32 protein-coding genes and 1 tRNA gene are annotated in these 24,725 nt (G+C 60.4%); 20 read left to right on the top strand and 13 right to left on the bottom strand.

Annotated features, from left to right (window positions below):
• The first annotated feature begins 6 nt into the window (after positions 1-6).
• The 5 genes from murA (at position 7) to AA309_RS23965 (ending at position 4,135) form a co-directional block, all read left to right on the top strand.
• Complete coding sequence (gene murA / locus AA309_RS23985) at positions 7-1,296, top strand: UDP-N-acetylglucosamine 1-carboxyvinyltransferase (protein ID WP_047191555.1); 1,290 nt, start codon at positions 7-9, stop codon at positions 1,294-1,296.
• Between the two features lie 123 nt (positions 1,297-1,419).
• A complete protein-coding gene (locus tag AA309_RS23980; RefSeq protein WP_047191554.1) occupies positions 1,420-1,857 on the top strand; it encodes a DUF2948 family protein in 438 nt (145 codons plus the stop codon).
• Positions 1,857-3,149: a histidinol dehydrogenase gene (hisD, locus tag AA309_RS23975; protein WP_047191553.1), complete on the top strand. Its 1,293-nt coding sequence runs from the start codon at positions 1,857-1,859 to the stop codon at positions 3,147-3,149. The genes AA309_RS23980 and hisD overlap by 1 nt, the downstream gene beginning before the upstream one ends.
• Before the next feature lie 17 nt (positions 3,150-3,166).
• Complete coding sequence (locus AA309_RS23970; protein ID WP_047191552.1) at positions 3,167-3,652, top strand: UPF0262 family protein; 486 nt, start codon at positions 3,167-3,169, stop codon at positions 3,650-3,652.
• 3 nt (positions 3,653-3,655) lie between these two features.
• Positions 3,656-4,135, top strand: a complete 480-nt coding sequence (locus tag AA309_RS23965; RefSeq protein WP_280136925.1) for an arsenate-mycothiol transferase ArsC — start codon at positions 3,656-3,658, stop codon at positions 4,133-4,135.
• On the opposite strand, the gene AA309_RS23960 is transcribed toward AA309_RS23965, so the two are convergent.
• The 3 genes from AA309_RS23960 to AA309_RS23950 all read right to left on the bottom strand — a co-directional run bounded on the left by AA309_RS23960 (position 4,100) and on the right by AA309_RS23950 (position 5,861).
• On the bottom strand, positions 4,100-4,423 hold the full coding sequence (locus AA309_RS23960) for an AzlD family protein (protein WP_047191551.1): 324 nt from the start codon (positions 4,421-4,423) through the stop codon (positions 4,100-4,102). The two genes, AA309_RS23965 and AA309_RS23960, sit on opposite strands and share 36 nt — an antisense overlap.
• A complete protein-coding gene (locus AA309_RS23955; RefSeq protein ID WP_047191550.1) occupies positions 4,420-5,121 on the bottom strand; it encodes an AzlC family ABC transporter permease in 702 nt (233 codons plus the stop codon). The genes AA309_RS23960 and AA309_RS23955 overlap by 4 nt, the downstream gene beginning before the upstream one ends.
• 71 nt (positions 5,122-5,192) lie before the next feature.
• A complete protein-coding gene (locus AA309_RS23950; protein ID WP_047191549.1) occupies positions 5,193-5,861 on the bottom strand; it encodes a TerC family protein in 669 nt (222 codons plus the stop codon).
• 455 nt (positions 5,862-6,316) lie between these two features.
• Here AA309_RS23950 and AA309_RS23945 point away from each other — a divergent pair, with 455 nt between their 5' ends.
• From AA309_RS23945 to AA309_RS37840, 6 genes are all read left to right on the top strand, one after another.
• Complete coding sequence (locus AA309_RS23945) at positions 6,317-6,991, top strand: tripartite tricarboxylate transporter TctB family protein (RefSeq protein ID WP_047191548.1); 675 nt, start codon at positions 6,317-6,319, stop codon at positions 6,989-6,991.
• On the top strand, positions 6,991-8,493 hold the full coding sequence (locus AA309_RS23940) for a tripartite tricarboxylate transporter permease (RefSeq protein ID WP_047191547.1): 1,503 nt from the start codon (positions 6,991-6,993) through the stop codon (positions 8,491-8,493). Before AA309_RS23945 ends, AA309_RS23940 begins: the two co-directional genes overlap by 1 nt.
• Positions 8,494-8,554: 61 nt before the next feature.
• Complete coding sequence (locus AA309_RS23935) at positions 8,555-9,529, top strand: tripartite tricarboxylate transporter substrate-binding protein (RefSeq protein WP_047191546.1); 975 nt, start codon at positions 8,555-8,557, stop codon at positions 9,527-9,529.
• Between the two features lie 122 nt (positions 9,530-9,651).
• A tRNA-His gene (locus AA309_RS23930) sits at positions 9,652-9,728 on the top strand.
• Between the two features lie 636 nt (positions 9,729-10,364).
• A complete protein-coding gene (locus tag AA309_RS23920) occupies positions 10,365-10,934 on the top strand; it encodes a hypothetical protein (protein WP_047191545.1) in 570 nt (189 codons plus the stop codon).
• 512 nt (positions 10,935-11,446) lie between these two features.
• Positions 11,447-11,827 carry a nucleotidyltransferase domain-containing protein gene (locus AA309_RS37840; protein WP_047191544.1) on the top strand — a complete coding sequence of 127 codons (381 nt, stop codon included), beginning with the start codon at positions 11,447-11,449 and terminating at the stop codon, positions 11,825-11,827.
• 542 nt (positions 11,828-12,369) lie between these two features.
• Here AA309_RS37840 and AA309_RS23905 read toward each other — a convergent pair.
• The 6 genes from AA309_RS23905 to AA309_RS23870 form a co-directional block, all read right to left on the bottom strand.
• The gene (locus AA309_RS23905; protein ID WP_150117722.1) at positions 12,370-12,783 is read right to left on the bottom strand and encodes a hypothetical protein; all 414 of its coding nucleotides are present in this window, start codon (positions 12,781-12,783) and stop codon (positions 12,370-12,372) included.
• A 708-nt stretch (positions 12,784-13,491) separates the two neighbouring features.
• A complete protein-coding gene (locus AA309_RS35450) occupies positions 13,492-13,707 on the bottom strand; it encodes a hypothetical protein (RefSeq protein ID WP_160310537.1) in 216 nt (71 codons plus the stop codon).
• Between the two features lie 1,277 nt (positions 13,708-14,984).
• Positions 14,985-15,272 carry a hypothetical protein gene (locus AA309_RS23885; RefSeq protein ID WP_047191538.1) on the bottom strand — a complete coding sequence of 96 codons (288 nt, stop codon included), beginning with the start codon at positions 15,270-15,272 and terminating at the stop codon, positions 14,985-14,987.
• A gap of 109 nt (positions 15,273-15,381) precedes the next feature.
• Positions 15,382-15,609 (bottom strand): DUF6894 family protein, encoded by a 228-nt coding sequence (locus AA309_RS23880; RefSeq protein ID WP_047191537.1) that lies wholly within the window; start codon positions 15,607-15,609, stop codon positions 15,382-15,384.
• A gap of 172 nt (positions 15,610-15,781) precedes the next feature.
• Positions 15,782-16,066, bottom strand: a complete 285-nt coding sequence (locus AA309_RS23875; protein WP_084731578.1) for a transcriptional regulator — start codon at positions 16,064-16,066, stop codon at positions 15,782-15,784.
• A 120-nt stretch (positions 16,067-16,186) separates the two neighbouring features.
• Positions 16,187-16,567 (bottom strand): response regulator, encoded by a 381-nt coding sequence (locus tag AA309_RS23870; RefSeq protein WP_047191564.1) that lies wholly within the window; start codon positions 16,565-16,567, stop codon positions 16,187-16,189.
• Between the two features lie 249 nt (positions 16,568-16,816).
• On the opposite strand from AA309_RS23870, the gene AA309_RS23865 reads away from it, so the two are divergent.
• A complete protein-coding gene (locus AA309_RS23865) occupies positions 16,817-17,203 on the top strand; it encodes a response regulator (RefSeq protein WP_084731576.1) in 387 nt (128 codons plus the stop codon).
• 16 nt (positions 17,204-17,219) lie between these two features.
• On the opposite strand, the gene AA309_RS23860 is transcribed toward AA309_RS23865, so the two are convergent.
• Both AA309_RS23860 and AA309_RS23855 read right to left on the bottom strand, forming a co-directional pair.
• Positions 17,220-17,447, bottom strand: a complete 228-nt coding sequence (locus AA309_RS23860) for a DUF6894 family protein (RefSeq protein WP_047191534.1) — start codon at positions 17,445-17,447, stop codon at positions 17,220-17,222.
• Between the two features lie 414 nt (positions 17,448-17,861).
• Positions 17,862-18,098, bottom strand: a complete 237-nt coding sequence (locus tag AA309_RS23855) for a hypothetical protein (protein ID WP_047191533.1) — start codon at positions 18,096-18,098, stop codon at positions 17,862-17,864.
• A 536-nt stretch (positions 18,099-18,634) separates the two neighbouring features.
• On the opposite strand from AA309_RS23855, the gene AA309_RS23845 reads away from it, so the two are divergent.
• Entirely contained in the window at positions 18,635-18,862 is a 228-nt protein-coding gene (locus AA309_RS23845; protein ID WP_244470470.1) for a hypothetical protein, read from the top strand.
• A gap of 83 nt (positions 18,863-18,945) precedes the next feature.
• Complete coding sequence (locus AA309_RS23840; RefSeq protein ID WP_047191531.1) at positions 18,946-19,173, top strand: hypothetical protein; 228 nt, start codon at positions 18,946-18,948, stop codon at positions 19,171-19,173.
• Between the two features lie 519 nt (positions 19,174-19,692).
• Here the strand turns inward: AA309_RS23840 and AA309_RS34590 are convergent.
• The gene (locus tag AA309_RS34590) at positions 19,693-19,959 is read right to left on the bottom strand and encodes a hypothetical protein (protein ID WP_150117719.1); all 267 of its coding nucleotides are present in this window, start codon (positions 19,957-19,959) and stop codon (positions 19,693-19,695) included.
• A 26-nt stretch (positions 19,960-19,985) separates the two neighbouring features.
• The gene (locus tag AA309_RS23830; RefSeq protein ID WP_052954954.1) at positions 19,986-20,306 is read right to left on the bottom strand and encodes a hypothetical protein; all 321 of its coding nucleotides are present in this window, start codon (positions 20,304-20,306) and stop codon (positions 19,986-19,988) included.
• A gap of 82 nt (positions 20,307-20,388) precedes the next feature.
• On the opposite strand from AA309_RS23830, the gene AA309_RS23825 reads away from it, so the two are divergent.
• The 6 genes from AA309_RS23825 (at position 20,389) to AA309_RS23795 (ending at position 24,520) form a co-directional block, all read left to right on the top strand.
• Positions 20,389-20,631 carry a helix-turn-helix transcriptional regulator gene (locus AA309_RS23825; protein ID WP_047191529.1) on the top strand — a complete coding sequence of 81 codons (243 nt, stop codon included), beginning with the start codon at positions 20,389-20,391 and terminating at the stop codon, positions 20,629-20,631.
• A 633-nt stretch (positions 20,632-21,264) separates the two neighbouring features.
• A complete protein-coding gene (locus tag AA309_RS23815) occupies positions 21,265-22,044 on the top strand; it encodes a hypothetical protein (RefSeq protein ID WP_047191527.1) in 780 nt (259 codons plus the stop codon).
• A 189-nt stretch (positions 22,045-22,233) separates the two neighbouring features.
• Positions 22,234-22,467 (top strand): helix-turn-helix transcriptional regulator, encoded by a 234-nt coding sequence (locus tag AA309_RS23810; protein WP_047191526.1) that lies wholly within the window; start codon positions 22,234-22,236, stop codon positions 22,465-22,467.
• Between the two features lie 477 nt (positions 22,468-22,944).
• Entirely contained in the window at positions 22,945-23,331 is a 387-nt protein-coding gene (locus AA309_RS23800; RefSeq protein ID WP_150117718.1) for a hypothetical protein, read from the top strand.
• Positions 23,328-23,561, top strand: a complete 234-nt coding sequence (locus tag AA309_RS35445) for a hypothetical protein (RefSeq protein WP_160310536.1) — start codon at positions 23,328-23,330, stop codon at positions 23,559-23,561. The genes AA309_RS23800 and AA309_RS35445 overlap by 4 nt, the downstream gene beginning before the upstream one ends.
• Positions 23,558-24,520, top strand: coding sequence for a DUF927 domain-containing protein (locus AA309_RS23795; protein ID WP_052954953.1), 963 nt, complete (start codon positions 23,558-23,560; stop codon positions 24,518-24,520). The genes AA309_RS35445 and AA309_RS23795 overlap by 4 nt, the downstream gene beginning before the upstream one ends.
• Positions 24,521-24,725: the final 205 nt, after the last annotated feature.

Genomic DNA, 24,725 nt, shown 5'->3' with positions numbered 1-24,725 from the left:
GAGTTTATGGATCGCATTCGCATCCGGGGCGGCGCGCCTCTCAATGGGTTGATCCCGATCTCCGGCGCCAAGAATGCGGCTCTGCCTCTCATGATCGCAAGCCTGCTGACGGAGGATACGCTTGAGCTCGGCAACGTGCCGCGGCTCGCGGACATCTCCTCGCTCCTGCGCATCATGAGCAATTTCGGCGTGGATCACTCCATCGCCGGCCGCAGGCCCGGCCAGTCCTCCGAGACCGGCCAGACGATCCGCGTGACGGCCAAGAGCATCATCGATACCTGCGCGCCTTACGAGCTGGTCTCCACCATGCGTGCCAGCTTCTGGGTCATTGCCCCGCTGGTCGCCCGCTTCGGCCATGCCAAGGTCTCCATGCCCGGCGGCTGCGCCATCGGCACTCGCCCGGTGGACCTGCTCATCATGGCGCTCGCCAAGCTCGGCGCTGCCATCGAGATCGAAGGCGGCTATGTGGTCGCTACGGCCCCCAAGGGGCTCCATGGCGCCGAGATCGACTTCCCGAAGGTCACCGTCGGCGGCACCCACGTGGCCCTGATGGCGGCAACGCTTGCTCAAGGCACCACCGTGATCCGCAACGCAGCCCGCGAGCCCGAGGTGGCGGATCTGGCCGCCTGCCTGATCAAGATGGGTGCCAAGATCCAAGGTGCCGGGACCTCCGAGATCGTGGTGGAAGGCGTCTCCAGCCTCTACGGCGCCTCCCATGACGTGATGCCCGACCGAATCGAGACCGGCACCTATGCCATGGCGGTTGCCATGACCGGCGGCGATCTGGTTCTGGAAAACACCCGCGCCGAGTATCTTCAGGCTGCTCTGGACGTCCTGGGCCAAGCCGGAGCCGAGGTTTCCTCGACCCATAGCGGCATCCGCATCCGCCGGAACGGCAATGGCATCCAGGCCGTGGACGTGACGACGGATCCGTTTCCGGGCTTTCCCACGGACCTGCAGGCCCAGTTCATGGCTCTCATGACCCGCGCCAACGGCACGTCGCGCATCCGCGAGACGATCTTCGAGAACCGCTTCATGCACGTGCAGGAGCTGGCGCGCCTTGGTGCTCATATCCGCCTCGATGGCGACAGTGCCTATGTGGATGGCGTTCCCACCTTGAAGGGCGCCCCGGTCATGGCAACGGATCTTCGCGCGTCCGTGTCCCTGGTGATCGCCGGCCTCGTGGCCGAGGGCGAGACCACCATCAACCGCGTCTACCACTTGGACCGGGGCTTCGAGGCCCTCGAGGCCAAGCTCGCCCGCTGCGGCGCCGAGATCGAGCGCGTGCGAGGTTGATCGGGCGGAGGCGTTTTTGCCTCTGCTTCTCGCCAAAACCCGAGGCATCACGGCAGGGGAAAGGTTGCGCACGAGACTGCGGCTCTCTACCTAAACATCAAAGTTCAACATAGGTTTAGGGCCATGGACCTCCTGAGACTCGTTGCGTTAGACCCGGAAGATCTTGCCGTCATCTCGGCCCACCTGCAGGATTCGCTGCTTCGGGTCGGCGATATCGTCTATCTCCGCAAGGAGCGCCGCTTCGCCATCCAGGTGCGGCGCTACGACTGGGAAGCGGACACTCCCCAGCGCCGGTTGACCTGCATGCATTTCGAGCATGTGAAGGCGGTGCGCGTGCGTGGCATCGACCAGGCCAAGAAGGATACCGTTCTTAACCTTCTCGCTATTGCCTTCGACGAAGGAGACGCTCCTTCGGGCACCGCCACCTTGATCTTTGCCGACGGTGGAGCCATCCAGGTGGACCTGGAGTGCATCGAAATGCAGATGAAAGATATCGGTCCGGTCTGGGCCGCCGAAAGCCGCCCTGAGCACAAGGACCTTGAGCAGGCGGAGCGCCTGTGATGGCTCGACGGCTCGACGCGCGGGAGACCTCGTTCCCTTCCACTTTCGCGGCTTTGCTCTCGGCCAAGCGCGAGGTGTCCGAGGACGTGGACCAGGCGGTACGCGCCATCATCGAGGATGTGGTGGTCAAGGGCGACGAGGCTCTCATCGACTACACCTACCGCTTCGATGGACTGGCGCTGCAGCCCGAGACGCTGCGCATCTCCAACGAGGAGATCGATGCGGCGGAAGCCCAGTGCTCGAAGGAGGCGCTTGAGGCTCTCGCTCTCGCGAAGGAGCGCATCGAGGCCTATCACCGAGCGCAACGTCCTCAAGATTCGCTGACGACGGATGCCTTGGGCGTCACGCTCGGCTGGCGTTGGACGGCGATTGAATCGGTGGGCCTCTACGTTCCAGGCGGACGCGCGAGCTATCCGTCCTCCGTTCTCATGAACGCCGTGCCCGCAAAGGTCGCGGGCGTTCCCCGCGTTGCCATGGTGGTGCCGACCCCGCGCGGCGAAACCAATCCTCTCGTGCTGGCGGCAGCGCGTCTCGCCGGCGTCGACGAGGTCTTCCGGATCGGTGGCGCACAGGCGGTTGCGGCTCTGGCCTATGGCACCGCCACCGTCAAGCCCGTCGCCAAGATCGTCGGCCCTGGCAATGCCTATGTGGCCGCCGCCAAGCGCCGCGTGTTCGGGCAAGTGGGCATCGACATGATTGCGGGCCCCTCCGAGGTTCTCATCCTCGCCGATTCCCATGCCAATCCCGATTGGATCGCCGCTGATCTCTTGGCCCAGGCCGAGCACGATCCCGCCGCGCAATCGATCCTCATCACCGACAGCGCCACCCTGGCCGATGCCGTCGAGCAGGCGGTCGGGCGCCAGCTCCAGACCCTCCCGAAGGCGGAGATCGCCGGCGCAAGCTGGCGTGACTACGGCGCTATCATCCTGATCGACAAGATCGGAAACGCCATTCCGCTCGTCGACCGTCTGGCACCCGAGCATCTCGAAATCGAAGCCGAAAATGCGGAGGAACTGGCAGCCCAAGTGCGCAATGCGGGCGCGATCTTCCTCGGCAGCCACACGCCGGAAGCCATTGGCGATTACGTGGGGGGCCCCAACCACGTTCTCCCCACGGCGCGCTCCGCCCGGTTCTCCTCCGGCCTCGGAGTGCTTGACTTCATGAAGCGAACCTCGATCCTGAAGTGCGATCCGGGCGCCTTGCGGGCGCTCGGCCCCGCAGCCATCGCCCTCGGGCGGTCTGAGGGATTGGAGGGGCATGCACGGTCCATAGCGATCCGCCTGAACCTGTGAGGCTTGTCGGAGGGGGGATGTCGAGCACAACGAAGGAGCGGTGCCGCCTGGTCGCGGTCACCCTCGACGAGGCATCCATCGGCCGCGGCAATCCCGATCAGGAACATGAGCGGGCCATCGCGATCTACGATATTCTCGAAGAGAATAGCTTTTCACTGCCGAACTATGACGGCGGCCCTTATGCCTTGCGCATCTCGCTGATCGAGAAAAAGCTCTGTTTCGAAATCTCGTCGCAGGACGGTGCGCATCTCGTCTCGCATCACTTGTCGCTGACGCCGTTTCGGAAGGTCATCCGCGACTACGAGATGATCTGCGAGAGCTATTATCAGGCAATCCGCTCGGCTTCTCCGGCGCAAATCGAAGCCATCGACATGGGGCGTCGTGGCCTGCACAACGAAGCTGCGGAGATCCTGCGCCAGCGTCTCGACGGAAAACTCGATGTTGATTTCGACACCGCGCGACGCCTGTTCACGCTGATTTTCGCGCTTCACTGGAAAGGCTGACGCGTGGACGACGCGCGCCCGAAGCGGATTCACTCGGTTCTGTTCGTCTGCGCGATGAATTCCGTTCGCTCGCCCATGGCCGAGGCGATCGCGCGCCACTATTTCGGCAAGTCCATCTATGTGCAGTCCGCCGGCGTCCGTAAAAGCGAGCCGGACAGCTTTATGGTATCCATCCTTGCCGAGATCGGCATCGACGCCTCCAAGCACAGGCCGCGCACGCTGGATGAGCTTGAGGAGTGGGAGGGGCTCAACTTCGATCTCATCATCACTCTCTCGCCGGAAGCGCACCACGCGGCACTTGAACTGACGCGCACCATCGCGGCTGAGGTCGAATATTGGCCGACGCCTGATCCGACGATCACACAAGGCTCCCGCGACCATGTGCTCGATGCCTATCGCAACATCCGCGACGGCTTGATGTATCGCATTCGTTTGCGGCTCAAGAGCTCACAGAAGAGCCCGGATGACGGAGAGGGTGCCTAGGCCCGCCGCAAGACCGAGAAGGTCGATGCGGGTGAGCGCCATCACGGCAATGGCAGCACCAAGCGTGATGAGCGCAGGAAAGCCATTGTCGAGCGCAACGGGCAGGATCGTCGCGAGAATGATGGAGCCCGGAAGCGCGCGAAGTCCGCGTTCGACGCGCGGCGTGATGCGCACGTGGCTCATGAGCACGACGCCGCCGATCCGGCACAGGAACGTGACGAGCGTCATGGCCGCGATTGCAAGGACCGAGCCCCAGGGGCTCGTGATGAAGGCGCTGAACTCACTCATTCGATCAGCATCCCTGCAATGACGCCGGCCAGCGCGCCGGCGATGATGAATCCGTAACCCGGCACGAGGGCATGCACGACGAATGACACGAAGCCCGCCACCAGCCAGGGGAGGGCGGTGCGAGGTCCTTTCCAGAGTGGCACCAGCATCACGCTGAAGAAGATCGGCATCACGAAATCGAGCCCGAAGCGCTTCGGCTCCGGCACGAGCGCACCGGCGAAGAACCCGACGATCGTTGCGATCTGCCACACCAGCCAGAGCACGAGGCCAGTTCCGAGAAGCACGCCGACGTCACGCCCGCCTTCGTTGTGATAGCGCGTGCCGATGAGCCAACCGGCTTCCGTGATGAGAAAGAGATTGAGGGCGCTCCGGGCAAGAGGCTCATGCCGCAGCCAGGGCTGGAGCGTGGCCCCCAGCAGAATCATGCGCGAGTTCACGACGGCGGTGACCGTCATGATGGTGAGGATCGTCGTGTGCGTCCAAACCTGCTGCCAGATCTCGAGCCCCACCATCTGCGATGCGCCTGCATAGACGAAGGCGCTCAGGCCCATCGCTTCTGCAAGAGACAAACCCTTCTGGGCAGCCGCCGTGCCGAAGGCCGCGGCGAACATGACGAAGCCGGGAAAAGCAGGCAGCGCGGCGCGTGCGCCGTGGCGAAGACCTGCCAGAGAAAAGAAAGGGCGGGGAGAAGAGGACATCAGGGTCAAGCTCTCTGCCCTCCCGCATCCCCGCCGTCAATCGTAACGATGGTCGAGTGCCCGAATACTTCTTAAGTAAGCGCCGCGTTCATGTAGGGATACACTTCCGCGAAGCCTTCGTAGATCATCTTGAGCGCCACATAGAGGATGATCGCAAGGCCCACATAGGCGATCCAGCGATAGCGCTGGAGCAGGCGGGCGATGAAGGACGCGGCAACGCCCATGAGGGCGATGGAGAGGAGCAGACCGAAGGCCAGGATGTAGGGATGCTCACGCGCCGCTCCGGCCACGGCGAGCACGTTGTCGAGGGACATCGACACGTCGGCGATGACGATCTGCCAAGCGGCCTGGGCAAAGGTCTTGCGCGGTGCGCCGCCGGCGATGGTGCCGTCCTTGTTGAGGTCCACGCCTTCCAGCGCCTCCTCGGCGGCCTCTTCTTCCTCATGGGTCGTGCGCAGCTCGCGCCACATCTTCCAGCAGACCCACAGCAGCAGAATGCCACCGGCCAGGAGCAGACCCACGATGGCCAGAAGCTGGGTCGTCACGAGGGCGAAGACGATGCGCAGGGCCGTAGCCGCGAGAACACCGAGCAGAATGGCCTTGTTGCGCTGTTCCTTGGGAAGGCCTGCGGCGGCAAGGCCGATGACGATGGCATTGTCACCGGCGAGCGCCAGGTCGATGCCGATCACCATCAGGAAAGCGACAATCTCGGGTCCGAAGAATTGTGAGAGTTCAAACATGCGTTGCCTCATTGTCGGTTGAAGAGCAGCGCATGCGATACGTTCGAGAAGACCCTTGTCCCGCACCAGCTCGGCCGACCGAGCCGACCCCTGGCTTAAAAATCGGGCAAAACCGTCTGCTTGAACGAATCCAGGCCACCCTGGTTCATCCAGTCCGACATCGCCGCTCAAAGGAGAGCGACCAGAGGGGCCCGGCCTGGCTATCAGCGCGAACTTCTAGACAAGCCGAGGCGGTCGATCAAGTCATACCGTCCATGCTTTCCGAGGGGCGCTCGTGCGACATAAGGATTTTTGTCAGGCTTCGTTCCGCGAGTCCAGGCTCTCGAGCGGGTGAGCAGGATCTGTTGAGAAGACTAAAGCCTTACGGTACAGGCGCTTGATCCAAGCCGGTGCCTTGGGCCACATAGCGGATGAAACAGGTGGGCGCCTCAGCGCGTCCGTTCGGGAGGTCGTTCATGTCTGCTTCTCACGAAGGCTCAGGGGCGGCTTCGCGCCATGGGCCGGTCCGGGCCCCGCAAAGCCTTGCCGGGGGGCTCTTCCTGCTCTTTCTTGCGGCGCTGGCGCTTTGGCTCACGAAGGACCTGGACCAGGGCACCCTGAACGCCATGGGTCCTGCCATGCTTCCCCGCTGGCTCGCCTTCGGCGTCGGCCTCTCGGGGCTTGCTCTCCTCGTCTTCGCCTTCATCAAGGATGGTGAGCCGCTGGAGCGTTGGAGCATCAGAGGGCCCTTCTTCATCATCTCGGCGATCCTGGCCTTCGGCGTGACGATCCGCGGCTATGCCTTCGGGGATCTCGCCGTTCCGGGGCTCGGCCTCATGGTGGCAGGGCCGCTCGCCATCCTCATCGGCGGCTTCGCGACGCCGGAGGCACGTTTCAGGGATCTTGTGATCCTCAGCTTGAGCCTGACGCCCTTCTGCATGGTGCTCTTCGGCGATGGCGCTTTGCTCAACCTGCCGATTCCGCTGTTCCCGCGGGCTCTGGCCGAGCTGTTCCCTGCCGACTGGTCGCAGAACGCCATTCTGCGTACCGTTGCCGCGGTCATGGCAGTTTTGGCCGCCCTTGTGTCTGTGACGACCCGCGGCCGTCGCACGACGACGATCGATGTCGCCGACCATGACGGGAGGATCTGATGGGCGATCTGTTTTCCAATCTCGGCCTCGGCTTCTCCGTTGCCTTCTCGGTACAGAACATCCTGTCGGCCTTCATCGGCTGCCTTGTCGGTACGCTGATCGGCGTGTTGCCCGGCGTCGGGCCGATCGCCACCATCGCGATGCTCCTGCCGATCACCTTCAGCCTCGACCCGACGGGCGCACTCATCATGCTCGCCGGCATCTATTACGGCGCGCAGTATGGTGGCTCGACCACGGCGATTCTCGTCAACATTCCCGGTGAAGCGACATCGGTGGTGACGGCTCTCGACGGTCACCAGATGGCGCGCCAAGGCCGTGCCGGCGTGGCGCTCGGCGTGGCGGCCATCGGTTCGTTCTTCGCCGGCACGGTAGCGACCCTTGTCATCGCGGCCCTCGGCAAGCCGCTCACCGGCCTCGCCCTGCTCTTCGGCCCGACGGAATATTTCTCTCTCATGGTCATGGGTCTCGTCTTCGCGGTGGTGCTCGCCCGCGGATCGATCCTCAAGGCTGTGGCCATGATCGTTCTCGGCGTCCTGCTCTCCACGGTCGGCCTCGATCTCGAAACGGGCGAGGAGCGCATGACCTTCGGTCTCGCCTTCCTCTCGGACGGGATCGATTTCGCGGTGCTGGCCATGGGCATCTTCGGCATTGCCGAGATCATGCGAAACCTCGATCACACCGAGCATCGCGACGTGGTGCGCCAAGCCATCGGCAGTCTGTTGCCGACCAGGGATGACTTCAGGCAAGCCTATAAGCCGGCGATCCGCGGAACGCTCATCGGCGCCATGCTGGGCATCCTGCCGGGTAACGGGGCCGTGCTCGGCCCCTTCGCGTCGTACACTCTGGAAAAGAAGATCGCCAAGGATCCGCGCCGCTTCGGCCGTGGCGCCATCGAGGGCGTGGCCGGGCCTGAATCCGCCAATAATGCCGGTGCGCAGACCTCCTTCATCCCGTTGCTCACGCTCGGCATCCCGCCGAATGCGGTGATGGCCCTGATGGTCGGCGCGATGACGATCCATGGCATCATTCCGGGCCCTCAGGTGATGACCAAGAACCCCGATCTGTTCTGGGGCATGATCGCCTCCATGTGGATCGGCAACCTCATGCTGCTCATCATCAACCTGCCGCTGGTGGGCGTTTGGGTGCGGCTGCTGAAAGTGCCGTATCGCCTGCTGTTCCCGGCAATCCTGATGTTCTGCTGCATCGGCATCTACTCCATCAACTCGCTGCCGACGGACGTGATGTTCATCGCTCTCTTCGGCTTCGTGGGCTACATCCTGATCAAGTTCGGCTTCGAGCCTGCGCCGATGCTGCTGGGCTTCGTGCTGGGCAAGCTGATGGAAGAGAACCTCCGCCGTGCACTGATCCTGTCGCGCGGGTCGCTTGAAACTTTTATCGAGCGTCCGGTTAGCGCAGGGCTCCTGGCCGTGGCCGCCATCCTGCTCGTCATCGCGCTCCTGCCCTCCATACGAAAGGGGAGGGACGAGGTGTTCACCGAGTAGCTTGCATTCGGGGCCGTGGCGCCCACAATGTAAGCTCATAACTTTCCTTGGGAGGAATTTGATGAAGAAGATCGCATTGGCCCTTGCTGCCGTCGCCGGCCTTGCCGCAACGGGGGCGCAGGCTCAGAATTATCCGGCCCGTCCGATCACCATGATCGTGCCCTTCGCGGCCGGTGGCCCGACGGACGTCGTGGCCCGCATCGTGACGGACCACATGTCCCGCACGCTCGGTCAGCAGATCGTTATCGAGAACGTGGCCGGCGCCGGTGGCACCACGGGCATCACCCGCGCCGCGCAGGCCCAGCCGGACGGCTACACCATCATGATGGGCCACATGGGCACCCATGGCGCAGCGCCGGCTCTGTATCCGAATCTGAAATACGATCCGACGAAAGACTTCGCTGCCATCGGCATGGCCGCCGGCACGCCCATTGTCATCGTGGCCAAGAAGGATTTCCCGGCCAACGATCTGAAGGGCTTCCTCGATTACATGAAGGCCAATGGCGAGAAGGTGAACATGGCCCATGCGGGCGTGGGCTCCGTATCCCACTCCACGGGTATTCTGTTCAACTCGATCATCAAGGCGAAGCCCACCATGGTGGCCTATCGCGGCACGGGTCCGGCGCTGAACGATCTCATGGCCAACACGGTCGATTACATGACCGACCAGATCGTCAACGTGGCCCCGCAGATCCAGGGCGGCAACATCAAGGCCTTCGCCATCGCCACTCCTGAGCGTTCGCCGGTTCTGCCGAACGTGCCGACCACGAAGGAAGCCGGCCTCGGTGACTATCAGGTCAGCGCGTGGAACGCCGTGTTCGCTCCGAAGGGCACGCCCGCAGACGTGGTCAAGAAGCTCAACGACGCCCTCGTGAAGTCCCTCGACGACGAGAACACCAAGAAGCGCCTGCTGGAACTCGGCGGCGTCCTCCCGAGCGCCGAGGAGCGCACCCCGGACGGCCTCCAGAAGCTCGTCAATAGCGAAGTGGCCCGCTGGACCCCGGTCCTCAAGGCTGCCGGAGCCACCGCCGAGTAAGGTTTTCTAAACTTAACCCTTTGCAACGGCGGGCGAAACGGCCCGCCGTCGTCATTTCTGCCTCTGCGACCTCAAAGAAGCCTTGAAATTGATCGCGGGCGCGATTACACCCTGCCTCACGTGCAGCCGTAGCTCAGTTGGTTAGAGCACCAGATTGTGGATCTGGGGGTCCCCCGTTCGAGCCGGGGCGGCTGTACCATTTAAAATCAAAGGCTTAGACGGGATTAGAACCTTTAACCTCTCGCCGTCTTCAGCCTCGGTAAGCACCCGGTAGGCAGAATTAGAGAATTGCCCAGCTCTGGGTTTGGGTCGAACCCTTCCTGTGGATGGGAGTAATTCGCCGTCCGAGCCCCTTAGACCCGGCCATAGAACCTCAGCAGGCGCTCATAGCACCCGACGCGGCGGACATTATATCTCAGAGCGCAGAATGTTTCCCTAGCTCCCCGAGAGCGCCGTTCTCCCTCAGCAAACAGCCAAGCTTTAATCTAGGTGCGGAAGTGATTCCCGCTTCCGGTCCATCGTCTGAGGACAACGGGCGTGACCTATGAGGAATACATCGCATCCCCTCGATGGACGGCCTTGCGCCAGGAAGCGCTGGCTCGTGATGGCTTCCGCTGCCGGGGCTGCAATGCGAGCGAGAACCTGGAGGTTCACCATCGCTGCTATCCGGCAGTGCTTGGCACCGAAGCCGTTGATGACCTGACAACCTTATGTGGCGGACCTGATGGCTGCCACCACGCCATCTCAACCCTGATCCGCCGTCGTCGCTATGCCGCCCGCATCCACCAAGTGGATGACGTGAAGCGCATTACGCCAAGCCACATTGAGAGCGCCCATGCAGTACGAGAGATCGAAGTTTCGTCTTACCGGCGTATCGGGCCTGATCTGTCACAATGGACGCCTCGCCAACCCGCTCGATCCAATAGCCAAGGAGATGAAGCGGGTATCAGGCAAGCGAGCCAAGACGGATGCTGACTTTGAGGAGTTGGCACGGCTGGAGTTCCTGGGTGGGCTCTATCTCGACAACGGCGAACGGGTCATCCCTGGCGAGGTTATCGAAGCCGCACTGGTCGAGGCCGCCAAGAAGATGCGCAAGGGACAGCAGGCAAAAGCCGGCATCATTTCGAGCGGGAATTTCCCAATTGAGTATGAAGGTCCTCGCACAGCCAACGAGCTGTGGGCCGATGAGCGGTTTCGCCTTGTCGCTGGCCTCAAGGTCCAGCGGAACAAGGTTATGAGAACGCGCCCAATCTTCAGAGCGTGGGCATCTGAGATTTCCGTAGGCTTCATGCCCGGTCAGTTGAACCGGTCGGAGGTTGAGGAAATGGTCCGCACAGCGGGCACGGTCGTCGGGATCGGCGATTGGCGTCCAAAGTTCGGGCGCTTCATGGCGCAAGCCGTCTAACGTGGCTGGTCATGGCAAGGCGCGGTTGGGCTTTGCGTGGCTAGGCAGGGGCTCTTTTGAGCAGGGGGGTCGCAAGACTGCCCCTTTTCTTGCGCCTCATGCATCTCTCTTGATCATGCGCCGCAGCCCACAAAGAGGTATCAAGGCTCTCGTGCATGCCTATTTGAGCATGAGGATGACGTAATAGAGGACGTACAACCCAGCGCCCCCGAACAGGAGGATGAAGGCAGGCTCAACGAGGGACTTCGCTCCTCGCTCAAGCGCCAGACGAACGCGACCTTTCGGCTAACGAGTGGCGGCACGTGCCTTCTGCCAATCCTCGAAACGTATGATGCCGATGGCAACCCACAGCAGCACCATGACAGCAAGCGCAACATAGCTCATCCAAGGGCTCACCATCCCAGAACTGCCCAGGACTGCGCACAGGATCAGAAATAGAAGGATGTTGGTCACACCGCCCCCATAGCGAGGGGGCTATAGCACCCCAGGTCGTTGAATGCGCTAGGTGAACCATGGGCCGCCCAGATCTTGAAGCTATCGCGAAAATCATTGCCGATTGGCTAGAGCACGTGCCCGGCGTCCCAGCCGTCTATATCTTCGGGAGCCGGGTCCGCGGAGACCATCGACCGGATAGCGATTTGGATATCCGCCTTTTCACCTACGAGTGGTGTGGGGGTGGCTTAATTGATGACCTGACTTCCGAGTGGTGGGGTAAGCAAAACCCCGTTGGAATTGCTGAACTAGAGAAGAAGCTACACGCTCCGCTACACATCATCAGTGAGAAACAGGACCTTTGCGATAATGCTATCCGCGAGGGCGCCAAAACTCTGGTGTATGTCGACCGCAAAGCAGTGTGTGTATGCACGCCTCCCAAAAACGTGCGAGGCGGCTAGCATCTATCGTAGAACTTCAACATCCGCTCATAGCACTCGACAAGACGGTGCCCGGCTTCTCTGCGCGTGGCTTCCCTGCCGCTCCTCGGGAACGGGAGCCTTGGACCTGGGGGAGTAGCCGTCATGCTCCAAGCCCACATGCCCTGCTGTGGTCCGTGCGGCTCCTGATAGACATTGCCGATGTAGGTATCCCACCGGCTGTCGCTCTCCCGATCCGGCGTGTGCTCGTCAAAGCACGTGAACTCCGTCTCAAGCCAACTGTCATCCGGGAAGGCTTCGGAGGTTTTCACCCAGTAAATTTTCATAACGGATGCATGGAGGGCCAAGAAGGGACAGCCGGACCCGGGATCGACGAGAGCCCACAAAGAAAGAGCGCCTGTGCTCGTGGCGCTCTAGGGAGGCCGCCTTTCACGGCCGGTTCCAGGGAACAACCGTGCACGTGCCAACAGGCACAAGAGAAGGCTGCGCCCGAAACGTTAACGAATGGTTAAGGGGTCTTGGCCGCCAGCTACATCGACCTGTTCTCTGTAAACCCGGCTCTGCTATCCAGTCGGCTGCGGCGGCGAAGACGGGTTCTGAGAGGATTGCTGATGGCGTGCGTCTTGCACCGCTAGCTTATGCCACTGGCGGTTTGGCTTGCGTCGGGGAGCTTGGTGCAGCCTTGCCTTCAGTTGGTTCTGAAGCCAGCGAATGTCCTTTTGGAGCCGTTCAAGGCGGTCCAGGAGTTCGGCATCGCTCAGATGAGCCGATGAGGGACGAACTGTCTGCGGGAGATGTGGGCCGATGATGCTGTGGATCTTCTTGAGGTGGGCCGGACCGATATCCGGAGTTGAGAGCCAGTAGCGGTCGGGGATTTCGGCCACCTCTCGGATGCTGGGACAGCGGCCCTTGAACTGGTTCAAGATTACCGTTCTGACCCGCGACGGCACGGCATCCAGAGGGAAAGGCTCGTCCATGTGCATGTGTCATCTCGCACCTGAAGATGACTAACGATTGCGGCGCGCCAATCTCGGCTGATACGAGGCGACATACAGGCGGATCTTTGGCTTTTACTGCCGACAAGCCTCTGGGACGCCGAAGAGTTTTCTCAAGTGGCGGGATCGTCATAGGAATAAGACTCATTGCGGAAGATTTAGTACGGTACGCATTGATGGACATCCTCTGGGACCTGCTCCCTCGCCAGATCTTCATGACGAGGGAGCTTTTTGCGGGACAGTGGAGAGGCCGCAAACGACACCATCTCCGGCCTCCCTTGCCTGATCCACGAATGCTGTGAGGAGCCGCCGCAGCTCCAGGCCGACAAACCATAGTCGGCTTCGGGGTGCCTTGCCGCAGGACAATCGCCGTACTCCGGAGTGGATCATCCCTCTGCCCTACAGAGCGGTTATGCAGAGGATTGCAAGTCCTCTCCGCTAGGCAAGGCTGTCAAGGCCTCAATAATCGTCTGCAGTTTTGGCTAAAGCCGCCTCCACCCAAGTGACGGGCTGCGACAAGTTAACATAAATTAACAGAAGATTGCCGCACTGTTGGCTTCCTGACAGACGGATTACTGCTGAAACAGCAAAGTCCAATCAAATAATAAGAATTTTAGGGGCGCTACATCGTCATCAGCAAACTGCCAATCACTCTCTTGAGCGATGGCAGGGCTGCACATTTGGGGCGCTTTAATGAGAAGCAAGACACGGAAGCTGCCGCCGAGAACGCGTCGGCGTGTTGTTCGGCTTGAGCGTCAGCTCGCGGCTGTCGAGGCGCAAATCGCACGTCTCGAAAAAGATCGGCAGTTGGGCTTGGCGGAGCAGGATCACTTTTTCCTCTGGAAGCGGCCAGTGCTCTTTATGAGCCGCCGCCCCGAGACGATGCATTAGGCTCTCGATCACCAAGACCAAAGCCTGCCTTCAGGCATCTCCTCACCAAGACCCCGCAGAAACAAGTTCTTCGACGAACTCTCTAAATTTCGACGCTCCCGCGATCAGGATCAGGAGGTGATGGAGTGCCCAATCCCTATTTTGAAGACTGCAGAGGGCCGATTGCTGGGCTGCGTCTGCCTTACTACGTCTGGAGGGCGCTAGAGAAACAGAACATTATGACGATCCATCAGCTAAACGCTGCGGCTAACCAGATCGAACGATCGGTGCCGGGCATTGGGACCAGGGCCGCCAAAGCGATCAGAGCAGAACTCGCTCGTGTCGCGGCATCCAAAAAAGCAGTCTGACGATGCTTGGTCGCCTAATCCGGGATGAACTGCATGATTCCGATGTGGATCTGCTTGGTTTGAGGCTTCGACCTCAAGCTCTCTCTGCGACGGCGTAGCCGCCCTCCTACTTCATCTCGACCTGCAGTCGCTCAACGACAGTCTCGGACGTGCCCTCATGCAAGAGGATCAGGATTTCCTCGGCACGGTCGCGCAGAGTCGTCACGTTCAATGCCTCGAATGTTCTCAAGGCTCAAATGAACGGTGGTAGAAAAGAGCCTTGAAGGGCCGATCTGCCACGCATGGCATGAGGTCAGCGCAATCCTCTGTAGGCTGTGATCCTGCCCTCAGCGTCGCAGCGCACCACATCGCGACTATGGCAACTGCGAACACAGGACCGCAGCCGCGCTGGCGGCGGTGATCGCAGTCGCGACGAGCCCGACATCCAGCGGCGTCCATGGCACCCCTGCAAGATCTAGAAAACGCTTCAGCAAGACCGCGCCCCGAGATGGCATTAGCCCGTATTAACGCCATCCGGGGCGAAAGGTTGCAGCGCACCATAGCGAAAGGTTGCGGCGCAGCAACCAATGTGAGTGCCACCTGGGTCTGTAGCCTCCTCCTGTGTGGCCGTTCAGCTGCCCCAGCCGCATAACCCCCTGAACGACAGAAGCCCCGCCACCAGGCCGGGCTTCCGGTTCCACCTGTTCGGCTTAAGCAATCTTGCGTCACGCCCTCTCGGAAGCGCCGTGGCCGCCTTCCGGCTCGATCTCCGCCAGCTCCGGCGGCGGCGTTTCGATGACGGTTTACAGGGAACGGCAGGGGCTTCGTCGCTCAAGTGCCCGTCGCGGCGCAGAACCTCAATGCGCAGATCGAGGGCGTCCATCGCGTCGTTCCATCCTTTGCGGTATGCTGCCTGTTGCCGCCGCTTCATGTCGCCGGGCCGTTTCATCGTGGCCTCCCTCATTCTCACGACCGGCCTGGAGCCGCATGCCCGCGCAGGACGGCAGCGGCACCTTCGGGGCGGCTCTTTTCGTTCAGGCGCAGAATGTCCGCGACGAGGCTCAGCGTGATGCGCTCCAAGGCCAAATCCCAGTCGTCAGGCGCTTGCAGGTACCGGGCCGCGATGCGCGCCTTGACGGCGAGGCCGTCGTTCGTGCGGGCGGGCTGCGCCTGGATCGCATCCCGGACATCGAACATCTCGTAGCAGAGAGCGTCGAACTCGGCATCCGACAGGCTGCGGGGATCAGCCAGCAAGGCCGCCTCCGCCGCCTCGACGCGGGCTTGCGCCGTGGCGTGCTCGGCTATGAGCCGCAGCAGTTCTGCGTCGGCGTGCGGCTTGGCGGCGTTCTTGAAGGGCCTGGGGTCACTGAAGGGTTGCGCTCAGGCAGATGGACGCGAGGACGCTCCCCTGCGAGCAGACGACGTTCAGACGCCAGCCGCGCCATTCCTCATCGACCAGATCGGCCTCTGCCCGGATCTCCTGGATGGCTCGGTATGCAAGGCTCTGGGCCATCTCCAGGCTGGCGACCTCCACCCCCATGTCGTCGGGGACGACGTCACTGCCGTTCACGAGATGAAAGTAGCAGCGCATGGGCACCTCCGACGGCAAAGTATGCGACCATACATTTTGGAGTTAAACCGCGCCTGAACCTCCTGCCCATGCCCTCTCCGACGTTTCCTATCGTAATACAGTGAGCGCGTGCCTGCCTCAGGCTCTTATTCCAACCATCCCCTGTCGCCCAAGGGACCTCTCGGCATGGCGATCAGTGCTGGACGGCCGGGCTCAAGGCTTCAGTCAGCCTCGCGAGAATGAGCGCCTCTTCCCGTAGTGCAGACGGCACTTTCATAGGGGCTTTGTCCATGACTGCATAAGCCAGTGCGATCCGCTCGGCAGCCAGGATATAGAGGTTGGGGATTTCACACTCTCCCCACTCGAACGCCTGATATTTCCGGGTATTCAATTCGAGGAGATGCGCCATCGCTGGCTGTGTGAACCCGAGATGCTTTCGGATCTCAGTCAGTTCGCTGGCTCGGTCCAGGTTGATCATAGCAGCCCCAAAGTACGTCAAGGCGAGAGAACGCGGATCAACCCGGCGTGTCCATTAGGCCAAGTGGCCTAATTAAAGATCAAATTCATACGTAGTTAATGCCAGAACTGGTCTGTGTCGCTATGCCAGGCCAGATCGTTCGGCCATCGTATGGCGGATCATCTGGATAACGTTCGTCATCCGGTAAGGCTTCGGCATGAAGCGAGCCTCAGGCGCCACGCCACTGAACCCGGATGGCAGCTTACCGGAGACGACAATCACCACAATCTGCGGGTACATCGCTTTGGCAGCATCGGCCAGTTCCAAGCCGTTCAACTGACCGGGCATATCAACGTCTGTGAAGAGCACGTTCACGTCCTCACGAGCAGTAAGAACGGTCAGAGCGTAATCGGCAGACGGCGCCTCGATCACCTCGAAGCCCTCCTCCTCGAAGACATCGACCGCAAGTGCCCGAACGAGCGGTTCGTCTTCGACAACGAGGACAATGGGGCGCGCAACCATGGCAGCAGGATCCGACATGGACGAGAGAAGTAGGATAGTTGTCCGATAGATCAAAGCCTACCTTCGGGGGACAGCGATCCTGGTTTCGAGGCTGGGAACAAGGCGCGGGCAAGCGGCAGCAGCGCGCCCCTGTGATGGCTGGTCACTGGCTGGAGGAACGAAGCCGCACCATTTGCCGTTGGCCCTTACCCAACCTTCGTAGATCCTTTCTTTGCCCTATCGTTTCATATGTCTGTCGCTCAGCCCTGCATGGTTGTTCTCGTTGTCGAGGACCTGACCCTAGTCCGCATGTTCATGGCCGATTTTCCGGATGAGGCCGGCTTCAAGGTTTTCGAGGCCGTCAGTGCGGACGAGGCCCTTACTCTCCTTGAGGCTCGCCCTGATGTGCAGGCGGTGGTGACGGACATCGAGATGCCCGGGTCCATGAATGGGATCGAGTTGGCTCAGGTGATCCAGGAACGCTGGCCCAGGATCGGAGTGATCGTCACCTCAGGGCGGCGGCAACTCGGTCAAGATGACCTGCCGAAGGACGTGGCATTCCTCACCAAGCCTTATCTGCCTGAGACCATCATCAACGTCGTCAGGCAAATGGCCACACCGCAGGTGGTTGAGCCGCCGTTGACCCAGAGCACCTGACGCTTCGATCCTGCGGCTAGTGGAGCGTTAGCCCTAGAGGGATGGACAGGAGGACGCTGCCGGACGGATCCACGATATCGAGCCGCCAGCCCTGCCACGACGCACCGGCTTGGATTGCTTCTTCTCGGATATCATCGATGGCTTGAAGGGCGAAATCCTGCGCTGCCTCAAGATTTGAGACCTCGATGCCCATGTCATCCGGGATGGTTTCGGGACCGTTCACGAGATGAAAGTAGCAGCGCATCAGCGGCCTCTAAGGAAACCTCGGGCAAGTATACATTGCCGGGTTCATCGGCGCTGCCATAGGACTATTTGGTCATGCGCCCATCGGGAATAAAAGCTGCGCTGCTCCGTTAATATTCCTTATCGGGGCTGACACGGGAGATGGCAGTCGCCACGGCGTGAGGTCGAGAGCCGCAGCCGTCTGGCCGCCGTCCAATAATATTGTCCTTCTCGCCTTCAACGGTCATCAGAGCGCACCGACGAACCTCATTTTGGCTCATGAGCCTGCCCCGGTGCTGCATGCCTTTTGGGCAGCATAAGCCATCTTAACCTTCACACCCCTGTCACAGCTATCTCGACACGGTCTTGCCAATGCTGAGGCGCAGAGAGCATCGGTGCAAGACGGCCGCAATTTCGCGGAAGGCCGTTTATGGAATTAGAGATCCTGCGCTTGGTCTTGCGGGTTCGCCTCCAGGATCAACTGTCGGTGGGCGTGCCAATGCTCGAGGATTTGCTCTAGGTTAAAGAGCAAGTTCTGAGCCAAGGTCGTATCGAGACATTCCTCGCTCATCCATTTGAGCAAGGCAATCTGCTCCGCCACATGCCGTTCGCCTTCGGCAATGTCCTGATCAATCTTGGCAAGTATCTCGCATCTGTTCGGTGTCTTAGACATGGCGGTTGCCGAACTGGGCCAGTGCCACATTGCTCTCAATTATGCGCCTGATCGCACGTGGAGGCCACGTAATTCGCATCCCTCCAGGTGCCTTGGCACACCTCACCGTTCGCGCTCCAAGCTCATCATATGACAGTCTTGGTTGGAACTCCTCTGAGGAATAGCCCGATGATTGCCTCCAACCTTCACCTCAGGGTCCACTGGTCAAGGGATCGTGGTCGACAGCGGCAAGAGTTTCCCCGCCTCACGGTGGTTTTGGTGATCGTCCTAGCTCTTGTGAATGTCTCGGCCACAGTGCTGATGGCTGGAAGCTGGGCAAGTATCACCAACGGTATGCTTGAGCTGGAGAGAAGCATACAGGAGCGCCTGACTGAGACTGTTAACTGAGCCGCAGGTTCCCGAGAAGCCTGTGTGGACGTTTATGGAGCGCTGTGAAGGGGCAGAGTCGCCATTTGGGCCGGGTTCAGACTTCTCCTGATAGAGCAACCTTCCCCATGTCCCCACGTTCGCTCATCGAGAGCGTCAGGAGTTGCCCCATGAAGGTTCTTGGATGGACTGCCGCGCTGAGCCTGATCCTGGTCGGATGGGTGGGCAGCGCCTCCGCCGATCCGTGGAAGGACGAGAGCGGCCACGGCCGCTGGCGCGGCGGCTATGAGCGCAACTACGACGGACCCGGCCGCGGGTACGGCTATGGCTATGAGCGTCCCCGGTGCGAGCGTCGGGCTTTCAACGAGGAATACGACGACGGCCGGTGCAAGTACTAGCGCAAGCTGGAAAGGAACGGCGAATACAAGGAAGAGGTGAAGTACCGCATTGGGTATCGCTCGAGCTATCGATATCGAGAGCCATGAACGAAACGGCCGACTGGATGCCAGTCCATCTTGCACCACGCGACGGAACACCGATCATCCTCTGGATGATCGAGGACGAGACCCCACCTGCTCTCCCGCTGACTGCGGGGTTTTGGACGAGCAGCCCTCAGGCAGGTGTCAGCTATTGGCAGCTCTTTGGCGATCCACCGCGCTTCTGCTCTGATCGGCAGGTCAGGGGGTGGAAACCGCTTCTTCGCGATTGAGACGATCATCCGCGTAATTCACAGAAACGCCTTTATGGAAGGCCGCTTTGGAGGCTTTCCTGCGTCCACGGATGATCCCAAAGATGGCCCATGACAAGTGCGAGAACAACAAGGTTGAGAACCAACACCAAGACGAGGGCAATACGGCTTAGCCTCTCGTACCGAGCGAGGCGGATATTGGCCTCTCTTAATTTGTGGCCATGTTCGTCCAAGTTCGGGTTGTGGCGCTGCACGGTCCCCTCCGTAGACCGGCCTGAGGTTAGCATCCCGACAAGCAGGGAAACATAGACCAGATGGCCTATTGGCTGGCTCCTCCCGCGCCAGCGTGCCGGCAAAGAAAAAGGCCCGACAATCCGGTCGGGCCTTGGCACCACTGCCAGAGGATGGAAGGGCAGGGTGCACCTACTGTGAAACTTGCTGGATGGGCAGAAGAACGCGGAAGCCAAGTGGTCGTTCCGTACCGTCGTCTACGCGATGAAGTCCAGTGCTGTGATGCTGTCGTGCTGTAGCGGTAAGGGATCAGGCGGGCATATCAGGCCGAGGATTGAGAGTGTCCCGACGAGACCACACGAACTCATCGCCAAGGGAGATGCCGAGGCTGCTTTCCAGCTCATTGGCCAGGGTCTTGAGACGATCCAGCGAATGCGTGATGTGGCCCCGGTGCTCCTTGATGATGCAGGGCCGGATTTCCCGCTCACGGCGGACGTTCCAGCCACGAGGACGGCGAGGAGCGGGGGCAATCTGAGTGCCATCAACGGCCACAAGACGAAGGTGAGTAGCAGGCATATCGGACTCCTTTGGGATACGGCTGATTAGTGAGTGGCGAAGGCGCGCTGCTGCTTGGCGCAGATGCAGGCGAACTTGAGAGCGGAGGCGAGAAGCTGCGACCAAGAGGCCTTGTTGCCCTTGGCGCGCTGGAGGCGGGCTTGAGCGATAGCGGCGGTCATGATGGCCGAGCGGTCGAAGGAGCCGGCCACGAATAACGGGCGGGAAGCAGCTTCCTTGGCAAGACGATCCAAGCGGGCACGTTCCAGGGAAACGGAGGCGAGGAGGCCAGCAGCAACAGGCTTGGCGCGGTCGGCCCGCATGTTGCGCATTGCGGTGTTCCAATCGATCTTGCGGTGGAGAGCCACGGGTTGCCTCTATCGCGTTATGTGACACTTTTAGTGTAAGGTTACGAGCAGGTCAACACTAAAAGTGTAAGGTTGCGCAAAAATGGCAATGACAAGGGGGCAGTGCAGAGCGGCGAGAGCACTGCTTGAATGGACTCAAGGCCAGTTGGCTGAAACCGCATCGGTATCGAAGAAGACACTCGCTGACTTCGAGGCGGGCAAGCGCACACCCTATGACCGGACTCTTGCTGATATCCAGAAAGCCCTAGAGGAAGCTGGCATACAGTTCATCCCCGAAAACGGCGGAGGTGCTGGCGTACGCTTCAAGGATCGGTCTAGGGATTGATACTGTGAGGATGCTGGCTGCTCTTCTGGTAACACTCGCATCTCTCTCGGCTCAAGCGCAGGACCGTGTGGCTTTGCCTCTCAGCTCGTACGGCGGCTTATCTCCAGATCGTTTCTTCACAGAATGCAAACCGCTCTGGGATCTGCTTAATGGCACTGATGGCCTAGCGAACGAAGTGGACCAACGGCTTGCTTCAGCCTGTCTGGCATACGTGCAAACTGTGCTCTGGGTTGGGTGCAGGCGCACTGATGTGCCTCTCTACGAGGCCTTGGTTACATTTGACAAAGCTCTGAAGACGCCAACGGCACGAACGGCCCTGAGAACGGACGAGTTCTTAGTCACTGAACTGCAGAAGGCTAATCAATGTAGGCGGCCCAATCAGGTAGGCTAAGGATTGTTGAGACGGCACACGGCTAGGGCGGCCACCCGAAAATTTCGACCACACAGGGGCTGCCGTATGTCTCCTTTCAAAGTGCGGGCAATGCATGTGCGGTGCAATGAGCAAGTATCGTCCGATTCCCCCCTGTTCCCTCCACGCAGAAGGACGCGCCGTCAAAATCAAAGCCGAGGGTTTTAGATGGGCGAGCAAAGTTTTGGTTGGTCAAATCATGGCCGCTAGATCCTGCAGGTTACGTGTTCCTTGCGCGAGCGTTCCACAGAATTGGTCAGGCACGCTACGGTGAGGATTGGACAGGCTATGAGCCGCACACACCGACATACAGAGCAAGCACCTTCTCGATATTTGATCTGGTCAAGAAGTCCCATGATGAGCTGACAAGCGAGGAACAAGAATGGCTTGCTGGGACAGCGCGTGACAGAAAAGCAGCCGAGGCTGATCCTGAAGGCTTTGCTGCGGTACTTCAGGCCCGCCACAAGGCACGCCAGCAGGAAGAGTCATTAGCCGAACAACGCGCTGCAGCAGTCCAGATTGAGATCATTACAAGGTGTGAGGCTGGTGACCTTATATCGGCATGGCGTCCCGCCACTGGCGGGAAGATGGAACCGACACCCGCGCATTACTGGAACGGAGCTGTCCAGGGTCGCTTTGACTCCTGCACAATGTCAATGACCAATCCCTTCCCGCCGTTTCTGGCGAACCATCAAATCGGGTTCATCTTTCTGGAACAGGCCAGCCTTGAAAGGTTTCTTCTCTCCCAGCCATTCGCGGAAAAACCCAGTGGATTGGATATCCATCTATCGCCTTATCTTCAGGTGCTCGTGAGCATCGCTCGCAAGATGCAAATCACGCCTGGGAACCAGCCAAAAAAGGAAGCGATTATGGAGGAGATCAAGCTCGCTTGGACTGGACAAGAGCCCCTAGGAAAGACGCTCGTAGAATACATGGCGACTATTCTCAGGGAGCCGGAAAGCCAGCTCGGGCGGGGGAATAAGAAAAAATCTGAGATCGGTTAGACAATGGGCCGGACCCATAAATCTGGCTCATTTCCCACGATTTTTAGAAGGGTCCGACCCATGTGCAGCGGTGGAACTGCGCTAAGGGTCAAAGGCATTACCGCTTAGACGACACATCAGCCCACTGCCAATGTCTTCGCACGACCGGAGAGCAATAGCGCCCTCCGGATACTACCGGAGACTCAAGCAGTGAACGAACTCAACGAACTTCTCGGCAAATTCCGCAAGAAGCTCGATACCCCTCAAGCAGCCGAATACCTCGGCCTCGGCAAATCCACCCTCGATAAACTTCGGGTGGCAGGTGGCGGCCCCGCCTTCATCAAAATTGGCAAGCGCGTGGTCTATGACCCTGCTGACCTTGATGCATGGTTCGCTGCCCACATACGCACCAATACTTCCGAAAGCACCGCGACCGCCGCGTGATCCCTCAACCCAGTACGGGCCTTTCACGCGGACAAAAGAGAACCCCGACACGGGGACCACGTGGGGCTCAAGGTATTCATTTTATGCAATACATTTCTAACACGACGCTCATTCAGAGCAAGGATAATTCACGCCCGCCAGACACTGGCTACAGGCCGCGTGTCCACACGGCACCCGAAGAGTTTGGCACTCCCGGCTCTGCTCTTGCTCGGGCTCGTAACGCGGGCCTCATCGATAATCGTGAATTTCAAGCGGGCCAACGCATGGCGGCTCTCTGGCAGTCTGCCGGACATCTTGAACAACAGGCACGACTCTCGGCTGGCCGCTCTCTCCTTTCCCTTGGCGAGAACGTCGCCTTAGCAGTCGTCTCGGTCTGCCGCGACAACTGTGGTGTCGGGAATTCGCAGCGAGCCTCTCTCTTGAAGCAGGGCCTCTCTCGGCTGGCTCAGCACTTCGCTCAGACAGGAGGCTTCGCCAATGTCTGATATGGCGGTCATTGCCCCGAAGCTCTCCAAGCTCATCCCGATGCTCGCCACGGACCACGACGGCGAGGTGGTCGCAGCCGTCCGCGCTATCGGCAGAACACTCAACGGAGCGGGCATGGACTTCCACAATCTCGTGGAGGCTCTGTGCCAGCACAATCCAGTCACTTATGCGCCTCCACCGTCTGAGAAGGAGCCAGAGACCTGGAGCGAAATAGCCATCTGGTGCCGGAATCGTGACGGCGGGGATCTCTCCTACAAGGAACGCAAGTTCGTCGTGGACATGATCCACCGCACCGCGACGGGCTACGAGCCGACTGAGAAACAGGCTGCATGGCTTCGTGCCATCCGCGTCAAACTTCAGTGGGGGTACGTGCCTTGAGCAACCCCACTTCAACGCAGGGCGCCCCTCATGGGACGCCCGATGCCTGCCGAGAATTCATTGGCGAAATGCTCGCCATGGCCTGCATTCAGGCAGAGCTCGGCGTCACCTACGCCGACATCCGCGACGATGCAGGCCTTGAATACAATGTGCGCAGGCTTGTGGCCTACACCCGTGCAGCTCTTGGAACCCTCAACGACCTTCGCACGACCAAGGAGCAGCGGTCTTGAACGCTCTCGACAATGATCCTTTCGCTGATGGAATGGAACGCCTCGGGACTCCCGACCTGGAGCCCGAGAGCCCGCGCCAATCCGACTCCGTCAAATGGCCTCATGGTTATGTCCTGGACAGCAAGGGGCTTTGGTTTGATCCTGGTGAGGACAAGCCACGGAGCCGCCTTTCTGGCCCGTTCATGGTCCTGGGCCTTGCCCGCGATCCGAATGGTGATGGATGGTCCATTGCTCTCGAATGGTTTGACCGCGACCACATCCAGCACCGCCACTTCCTGCCGCTGGCTGATCTGATTGGAGATGGAACGGAAGTCCTGAAGCCCTTGGCGGCTGGTGGACTGGAACTGTCCCCACATTCCGACCGCCTAAAGAAGTTCAACGCTGCTTTGGTTGGTCTGAACTGCGGTTCGCGTGTCCGCCTCGTGCGGCGCAGTGGATGGCATGGTGACGTGTTCGTTCTGCCCCATGCGACAGTCGGACAGGAGCCCGGTGAAAGGGTAGTCTATGACGGGAAGGCCGATGCAGCCCGCTATGACGAGAGTGGCACCCTTGTCGATTGGATCGAGAAGGTTGCAAGACCTGCTGCCGGAAACTCCCGTCTAGTGCTCGCCCTCTCGACCGCCTTTGCTGGACCTCTTGTTGATCTACTCAATGATGAGGGCGGTGGGGTGCATCTTGTCGGCGGTTCATCCCTCGGCAAGAGCACAGCCCTGATAGTCGCGGGCAGCGTCTGGGGAGGCGGTGGACGTGGAGGCTTCACGCAGACATGTCAACCGGCAGGAGGTTGCGAGCCTCAAGGAAGCTGCAGAGATCGCCGGGCGCTGTGTCGAGACGATGCGGCTGTGGGCGGAGGAAGGCATAGGACGCAAGATCGGCGGACGGTGGGCGATTTCACGTCCTGCCCTGCTGATGTGGTTGGAGGGCAATACAGCTGCTCTGAGGGCATACTGGAGCGGTGACAGGATGAGTCCCGAGGTCAGTCGCTACTTTGAGCAAGCTGGCGTGTGTCTTGAGAGATCATCATAGCACAACTGATCTGATAGGGCGGGAGCAGAGCCTCCGGGCACATATAGTCTACAATGGCTTGGCACTGAAGATCCGCTAACATTTCCATAGCGGTCCTTCGGCCAATTTCCGCTTCGTGCCATGTGTGGACGGCTCCCC

Source organism: Microvirga vignae (genome assembly GCF_001017175.1).
Taxonomy (GTDB): Bacteria; Pseudomonadota; Alphaproteobacteria; order Rhizobiales; family Beijerinckiaceae; genus Microvirga; species Microvirga vignae.
This window is presented reverse-complemented; position numbering and strand designations above follow the sequence as displayed.